This is a genomic window from Methylobacterium sp. E-041, assembly GCF_022829665.1.
Classification (GTDB): Bacteria; Pseudomonadota; Alphaproteobacteria; order Rhizobiales; family Beijerinckiaceae; genus Methylobacterium.
Window position 1 is genome coordinate 1 of the sequence record NZ_JAKSYQ010000141.1, and the last position, 7,059, is coordinate 7,059.

Consider the following 7,059-nt stretch of genomic DNA (forward strand, 5'->3'; position numbering starts at 1 on the left):
CGAGGGGCTGAACATGCTGGTGCGGCGGCGGCGACGAACCTGAGCGGCGGAGCGGTTTCTCCCTCCCCCCTTAAGCGGGGGAGGGTGGGGGGGGGGGCGATATGCAAGAGGCGAGCGCCCCATGCCGAGAGGCTACTTTTCTGTCTGGACTCTCGGCTACGCCCGGCTGTTCCTCCCCCCGTTGAGGACGTGGTGACGATGTTGCTGGCGCATGATAAATGCCCGGAAGCCAGTATCGTGGGGTTCGCTTTCCGGCTCTTGTTCCAGGTGCCGGAGGGGTGCATCGTGGCCGTCAGCATGCGCACCGCACATATTCACTCCCCCTTTAAGCGGGGGAGGGTGAGCCTCGCGTAATCGAGCCTCGGGAGAGAAGAGAAACCTCCCCGGATAGGGCGCTCGCCTCTTCCGTACCGCTCCGCGCGCCACCCTCCCCCGCTTAAGGGGGGAGGGAGAAACCGCTCCGCCGCTCAGGTTCGTCGCCGCCGCCGCACCAGCATGTTCAGCCCCTCGACGCCGGCCGAGAACGCCATCGCGGTGTAGATGTAGCCCTTCGGCACGTGCGCCCCGAAGCCTTCGGCGATCAGCGTCATGCCGATCATGATCAGGAAGCCGAGCGCCAGCATCACCACGGTCGGGTTCCGGGCGATGAAGGCCGAGAGCGGCTCGGCGGCCACCAGCATCACGATCACCGCCACGATCACGGCGATCATCATCACCGGCACGTGCTCGGTCATGCCCACCGCGGTGATGATCGAGTCGATCGAGAAGACGAGGTCGAGCAGCAGGATCTGGCCGATCGCCGCGGCGAAGCCGAGCGACGCGGCGCCCGTCGCCTTCTCCGGCGGCGGGTCGACGCTGTGATGGATCTCGCTGGTGGCCTTCCACAGCAGGAACAGGCCGCCGGCGAGCAGGATCAGGTCGCGCCAGGAGAAGGCGTGGCCGGCGACCTGGAAGACCGGGCTCGTCAGCTGCACGATGAAGGCGACCGTGCCGAGCAGCCCGAGCCGCAGCACCAGGGCGAGCCCGATGCCGATGCGGCGCGCCTGCGCCTGGTGCTCGGGCGGCAGCTTGTTCGTCAGGATCGAGATGAAGATCAGGTTGTCGATCCCGAGCACCACCTCCATCACCACGAGGGTCGCGAGCGCGGCCCACACCGTCGGGTCGGCGGCGAGCTGAACGAGATGGTCCATCGGGCCCCTCCCTCGAAGCGCGCGCCTCAGCGCGGCGAGAGCCGGTTCGCGGTGCCCGGCCGGCGGGCGGCATCCGGCGCGTAGATCCTCAGGATCTTCGGGAAGACCTTGAAATGCGCCGGGGTGTGGGTGGTGAGCTCGCCGTCGGTGTTGACGGCCCGCGGCTTGCGCGTGCTCAGCACCACCTCGGTGGTCTGGAAGGCGCGCACGTCCTCGGCCCTGCCATGGGTGCCGCGGCGGAGCGCCGGCAGCAGCGCGAGCAGCCGCCACCAGTGCTTCACCTCGAGCGAGTAGAAGTCGAGCTTGCCGTCGTCGACGGTGGCGGTCTCCTCCACCGTCATGCCGCCGCCGTAGTGGCGCCCGTTGCCGACCGAGGCCTGGATCGTGGTGACGCGCTCGCGCTTTCCGTCGTGCTCGATCGTCACCGTGAAGGGCCGCACCCGGCGCAGCACCCGGAAGGCGGCGATGGCGTAGCCGACCGTGCCCCATTTCTTCTTCGATTCCGCGGTGAGCCCGCCGGCCAGATCCGCCGAGAAGCCGATGCTCGCCACGTTGAAGAAGTAGTGCCCGTTGACCCAGCCGAGATCGACCGGCTGCGCCGCCGCCGTGGTGATCAGCTCCGCGGCCGCCACCGGGTCGAGCGGCAGGCCGAGGGAGCGGGCGAGGTCGTTGGCGGTGCCGAGCGGCAGGATGCCCAACGGCAGCCCGGTCTCGACCAGGGCGGGTGCCGCCGCGTTCATGGTGCCGTCGCCGCCGCCGAGGATCACGAGGTCGACATCCTGCGCGTGCCGCCGGATCACCGCGCAACCATCGCGCTCGGGCTCCGGCTCGACCAGGTCGAGCCCGCCCGCGCGCAGCGCGTCGCGCACGGCGTCGATCGCGCCGCCGCCGTTGCGGGCCTTCGGGTTGCACAGCAGCAGCGCCCTGCGGCGGCCCGCTGCACCGTCATGGGGAGGAACGCCCGCGCTCATCGGAAAACCTCCGGCATCCCGGATCGAGTTTGCGAATCGGACAAGCGGCAGCCCTTCGGCGCGTTCGTCCCACCCGCGGGGGCGCGGGGGCGACGGCGTGGCAGAGATCCGACATCGCGGTCGACGCCTCGACCGCCAGAGGGGCCCGGACCCGGAATACGGCCTAGGTGGCGTACCGGTCGATCGATCTCAACCCCGGCGCCCGCGCAATCGCGCGCTTCCCATGGGCCGGGGCGGCGGTTTCCGCGGCTTGGACGGTCTTCCGCTCGCATCGATCAGGACCGAAGCCTTCGGCCCGGCCCGGCCGGGTGCCTCGAGCGACCGGGTCCACCGGGCGGACTGCGCGCCCGTCGGGGAGGGCGCACGCGCGTGCTTCGCGCGGTCTTCGCGTGGTCTTGGCGCGGTCTTGCGCTCCCGATCGGCCGGCGCAATCGCGGGCGTCCGCCGGCACCGGACGCGATTCGCGCGACCCGTCGATGCCGAAGGCGGTCGATCCGCGACGGCGTGCCGGTCCGACGGAACCAGCCGCCCACCCGCTTGCGTTAACCTCGGCCGTTCTAAAACGCCCCGTTCGACGTTCGGCCACCATCCGGTGATCCCATGTGCTCTGATCTCCCGCGCTTCGGCGCCCGGCGTTCCACGCTCGCGCTCGGCCTGATCCTCGCCGCCGGCGCAGCGCAGGCGCAGACGCCTCCGGCCTGGGTCGATCCGCCGGCGAAAGTCGCGCCCGGCACGCCGGCGCCCAAGGCCGAGCCGCAGCCGCAATCGCAGTCGCAAGCGCAACAGCCCCCAGCACGGGAGTCGACGCGGCCGGCCTCCGAGACCGCGGCCGGCACCGATCGGAATGCGAAGCCGGATCGCGAGACGGCGCAGCCCGCCGGGAACGCGGCGAGCCCGGCGCCCGCCTTCGCGGAGACCGAGCGCGACGGGGCCGCCATGGGGGGGCCGAGCCGGCGCGCCGAGCGGCCGCGCCTGCGCCGTCGCTCGGCGCGGCGGCTCTCGGACACGCCGGCCGCCGACGCGCTGACCGTCGCGCCGCGGATTCCCTCCGGCGCACGCGAGGCGGCGGCCGACCCGCGCTTCGCCGACTGGGCCGGGCAGGCCCAGGGCCTGGCCGAGGATTACCTCGCCTCCTTCTCCGGATCGAACGGCGCCATGGTCTCGGGCGCGTCGCGCTTCTACGGCGAGCGCATGCGCTTCCACGGGCGGATGACGACGTTCGCGGCCCTGCTCGCCGAGAAGCGCCGCTTCGCGCAGCGCTGGCCCGAGCGGCGCTACGAGCCGCACGACACCCGCACCGCCTGCAATGCGGCGCTGCAGAGCTGCGTCGTGCGCACCCTCGTCGACTTCCGGGCCGGCAACCCGGCCCGCGGCGCGCGCTCGCAAGGGGTCGCCGAGCTGGTGCTCGAGGTGAGCTTCGCCGGCGGCCGGCCGGTGATCGTCTCCGAATCGAGCCGGGTGCTGCGCCGCGGCGCCACGGTCGGCGCGCTTCCCGGAGCCGGCGCCAACGGCTAGACGACACGCCATGACAGCCTCGGCCACGAAACCACCGGCCACCGGAACATCGGCCACGACGCCCCCGGATGCGGAAGCCGAGGCCGCGACGGCGCGCCCGGCGCTCGCCGGCCCCGGGCGCGCGGCCCTGCGCGGCGCGGTCGAGGCCGAGATCGCGCGCCGCAACCCGAAGCCGGTGGCCCTGCGCACGCTGCAGCTCCTCGCCGAGGCCGCGGTCGAGCCGTCCGAAGCGCCGCCGGGCCATCGTGTGGTCGACCGCCACGGCCGCCCGCGCCGTCATGCCGGGTCGGACGCGCCGCTGACGCTCGCCGAGCTCGTCGACGAGATCCAGGCCCGGCACCCGGCGCTGTTCCGCCCGCCGGCGACCGTGCCGGCCGAGCCCGAGCCCGAGGCGGCCAAGGACGCCAAGGACGCCTCGCTTCTGGCCGGCGCCGCCGAGATGCGCGCCGCCACCGCCCGCCTCGTCGAGACCGGCTCCGAGCGCGCCCGGGCGCTGGCCGAGCGCTCGACCGAGCAGGGCCGGGCGCTCGCCGAATCCGCCGCCGACCGCGTCTCCGGCGTCCGGGCGGGGATGGCCGCCTGGCTCGCCGCGCGGCACGCGGCGGCGGCGAACAGAGCCGCCGAGACGACGGCCGGCGCGGCCCCCCAGCCGGCCTCGCGCGATCCGGCATCCCCCGATCAGGCATCCCGCGATCCCGCTTGGCGCGAGCAGGCGTCGCGGGTCGAGGCTTCGGCCCGGGTCGGGGCTTCGGCCCGGGACGGGGTCGGCCGCGTCGCCGCGCGCCTGCGCGACTGGCAGGGCGAGGGCGAATCCGTGCGCCAGCACCGGCGCTGGCTGGCCGGCGGCACCGCGGCGGCCCTGCTCGCGGTGCTGGCGGCCGGCCTCGTCGTCGGCAACCGTGCGCCCGAGAACGAAAGCCCGGCCCAGCGGGCGACGCGGGCCGGCGCCGAGAAACCCGCGCCGGCCGCGCCCGCGCCCGATCCGGTGACGCCGCCGCCCGAGACCGCCGACACGGTCGGCCTGCCCGAGCCGCCGGCGCCGCCCGCCGCCAACGCGATCAGCGGCAAGGCCGAGGTCATCGACACCGCGACCGTGCGCGTCGCCGGCAAGCTGATGCACCTGTTCGGCGTCGAGTGGGTGCGCGGCGGGCAGGCGGACGAGCTCACCAAGTACCTCGCCGGCCGGCCGATCACCTGCACGCCGGTGCCGGGCAGCGAGAACGTCTCCTGCACCGTCGAGGGCCGCGACCTCTCCGAGGTGGTCCTGTTCAACGGAGGCGGCCGCGCCTCGCCCGAGGCCTCCCCCGAGCTCGTCGCCGCCGAGGACCACGCCCGCACCGAGCGCATCGGGGTGTGGAAGCGCTAGAGCAGCGTCGCGCGAGGTGGACGCCGGCTCGGGTGAAGGCAACGCCATCCCACGAGGCGCGAGAGCGTTTTTCCGCGATCCGGTGATCGCGCAAAATACGCTCCAAGCCGCACGGGACGGACGCGTCGCCCGGACCCGCGCCAGCCGGGCGATGTGGAGAGGCGCCGCCCCTGCGAGGACGAGCGGCGCCCGTTCGCGCCGTCGCCCCCGGCTGCGCTAGGATGCCGGCGCGCCGCGTCGGCGCCTTGCGGGGATGGCGATGAGTCTCTCGATCGGCCTGAGCACCTTCGCGGTCGTGGCGGCGATCCTCGTGGTCGTCACGCTGGCGGCCGGCATCAACATCGTGCCGCAGGGCTACGTCTTCACCGTCGAGCGCTTCGGCCGCTACGCCCGCACCCTCGAATCCGGGCTCGGGCTGATCACCCCGTTCGTCGAGCGCATCGGGCGCCGCGTCAACGTGATGGAGCAGGTGATCGAGGTGCCGAGCCAGGAGGCCTTCACCCGCGACAATGCCGGCGTCACCATCGACGCGGTGGTGTTCTACCAGGTGCTCGACGCCGCCCGCGCTTCCTACGAGATCTCCAACCTCGACGTGGCGACGCGCACCCTGACGATGACCAACATCCGCACCGTGGTCGGCTCGATGGACCTCGACCAGCTGCTCTCGCACCGGGACGAGATCAACGAGCGGCTGCTCAGGGTGATGGACGCCGCCGCCTCGCCCTGGGGGGTGAAGATGACCCGCATCGAGATCAAGGACATCGTGCCGCCAGCGGACCTGGCCGGCGCCATGGCCCGGCAGATGAAGGCCGAGCGCGAGAAGCGCGCCTCGGTGCTGGAGGCGGAAGGCCACCGCCAGGCCGACATCCTGCGCGCCGAGGGGCGCAAGCAGTCGGCGATCCTGGAGGCGGAAGGCCGCAAGGAGGCCGCCTTCCGCGACGCCGAGGCCCGCGAGCGCTCGGCCGAGGCCGAGGCGAAGGCCACCGGCATGATCAGCGCCGCGATCGCCGCGGGCGACATCGCCGCGGCGAACTTCTTGGTGGCCGAGAAGTACGTCGAGGCGGTGCGCGCCATCGCCACCGCCCCGAACCAGCGGGTCGTCGTGGTGCCGATCGAGGCGGCGGCGCTCGCCGGGACGCTGGGCGGCATCGCCGAGATCACGAAGTCGGTGTTCGGGGAGGGCGCGGCGCCCGCGCGCCCACGCTCCGGTGCGCCGCCCAGCGTCGGGATGCCGCGGACGTGAGCTTCTCCGGCGCCTGGTCTCAAATCTTGGCGAACGCCTTCGCGGATCTGGGTCCGGCCTGGGCCTGGATCCTCGCCGGCCTGGCGCTGGCCGGGCTCGAGCTGGTGGCGCCCGGCATCTTCCTGATCTGGCTCGGGCTCGCTGGGCTCGCCACCGGCCTCGTCGCGGCGCTCGTGCCCCTGCCGTGGCAGGCGCAGCTGCTGCTGTTTTCCGGGCTCGCCGTCGCCGCGGTGCTCATCGCCCGCCGCCTCGGCCGCGACCACGTCCCGACCCTCAACCGCGCCGACCGCGGCCTCGTCGGTCGCGAAGGCCTGCTCGCCGAGCCGATCCAGGACGGCGCCGGCCGCATCCGCTTCGACGACACCCTGTGGCGCGTCACCGGCCCGGACCTCCCCGCCGGCGCGCGGGTGCGGGTGACGGGCATCGACGGGACGGTGCTGGTGGTGACGGGGGCGTGAGGCGGCTGCGGCTCGGGCTGGCCGCATCGTTCGCCGCTCCGCCCCGCCATCCCGGGGCCGCGCAGCGGAGCCCGGGATCCAGTGCCGCAGGTCGATCTTCAGTCCGCACCCTCGGCGGCTCCGGATTCCGGGCTCGCCTGCGGCGCCCCGGAATGACGGGGGTGGCGCCCCCTCACCCGAACGCGCCGACCTCGTGCTGGATCATCCCCGAGATCTCGCGCACCTGGGTGAACATCTTGGCGATCGGCTGGAACAGGCCGGAATGCTCGGCCTCGTAGGTGCCGACGTCGCGCGGGCCGGCCGGCTCGCCGAAGTT

General features: G+C 73.7%; 6 protein-coding genes. 4 read left to right on the forward strand and 2 right to left on the reverse strand.

Annotated features, from left to right (window positions below; genetic code table 11):
• Window positions 1–467: 467 nt before the first annotated feature.
• Both MKK70_RS13130 and MKK70_RS13135 read right to left on the reverse strand, forming a co-directional pair.
• Window positions 468–1,190, reverse strand: a complete 723-nt coding sequence (locus tag MKK70_RS13130) for a TerC family protein (RefSeq protein WP_147728287.1) — start codon at window positions 1,188–1,190, stop codon at window positions 468–470.
• 26 nt (window positions 1,191–1,216) lie between these two features.
• A complete protein-coding gene (locus tag MKK70_RS13135) occupies window positions 1,217–2,161 on the reverse strand; it encodes a lipid kinase (protein WP_243932823.1) in 945 nt (314 codons plus the stop codon).
• A 600-nt stretch (window positions 2,162–2,761) separates the two neighbouring features.
• Here MKK70_RS13135 and MKK70_RS13140 point away from each other — a divergent pair.
• The 4 genes from MKK70_RS13140 (at window position 2,762) to MKK70_RS13155 (ending at window position 6,743) form a co-directional block, all read left to right on the forward strand.
• On the forward strand, window positions 2,762–3,676 hold the full coding sequence (locus MKK70_RS13140; RefSeq protein WP_243948249.1) for a hypothetical protein: 915 nt from the start codon (window positions 2,762–2,764) through the stop codon (window positions 3,674–3,676).
• A 10-nt stretch (window positions 3,677–3,686) separates the two neighbouring features.
• Window positions 3,687–5,042, forward strand: a complete 1,356-nt coding sequence (locus tag MKK70_RS13145) for a nuclease (RefSeq protein WP_243948251.1) — start codon at window positions 3,687–3,689, stop codon at window positions 5,040–5,042.
• Window positions 5,043–5,301: 259 nt separating this feature from the next.
• On the forward strand, window positions 5,302–6,285 hold the full coding sequence (locus MKK70_RS13150) for an SPFH domain-containing protein (RefSeq protein ID WP_243948253.1): 984 nt from the start codon (window positions 5,302–5,304) through the stop codon (window positions 6,283–6,285).
• Window positions 6,282–6,743 carry an NfeD family protein gene (locus tag MKK70_RS13155; RefSeq protein WP_243948255.1) on the forward strand — a complete coding sequence of 154 codons (462 nt, stop codon included), beginning with the start codon at window positions 6,282–6,284 and terminating at the stop codon, window positions 6,741–6,743. Before MKK70_RS13150 ends, MKK70_RS13155 begins: the two co-directional genes overlap by 4 nt.
• Window positions 6,744–7,059 lie beyond the last annotated feature (316 nt).

Excerpts from the sequence above, each read along its gene's own strand:
- MKK70_RS13130 (WP_147728287.1), bottom strand. The coding sequence starts at position 1,190 with ATGGACCATCTCGTTCAGCTCGCCGCCGACCCGACGGTGTGGGCCGCG.
- MKK70_RS13135 (WP_243932823.1), bottom strand. The coding sequence starts at position 2,161 with ATGAGCGCGGGCGTTCCTCCCCATGACGGTGCAGCGGGCCGCCGCAGG.
- MKK70_RS13140 (WP_243948249.1), top strand. The coding sequence starts at position 2,762 with ATGTGCTCTGATCTCCCGCGCTTCGGCGCCCGGCGTTCCACGCTCGCG.
- MKK70_RS13145 (WP_243948251.1), top strand. The coding sequence starts at position 3,687 with ATGACAGCCTCGGCCACGAAACCACCGGCCACCGGAACATCGGCCACG.
- MKK70_RS13150 (WP_243948253.1), top strand. The coding sequence starts at position 5,302 with ATGAGTCTCTCGATCGGCCTGAGCACCTTCGCGGTCGTGGCGGCGATC.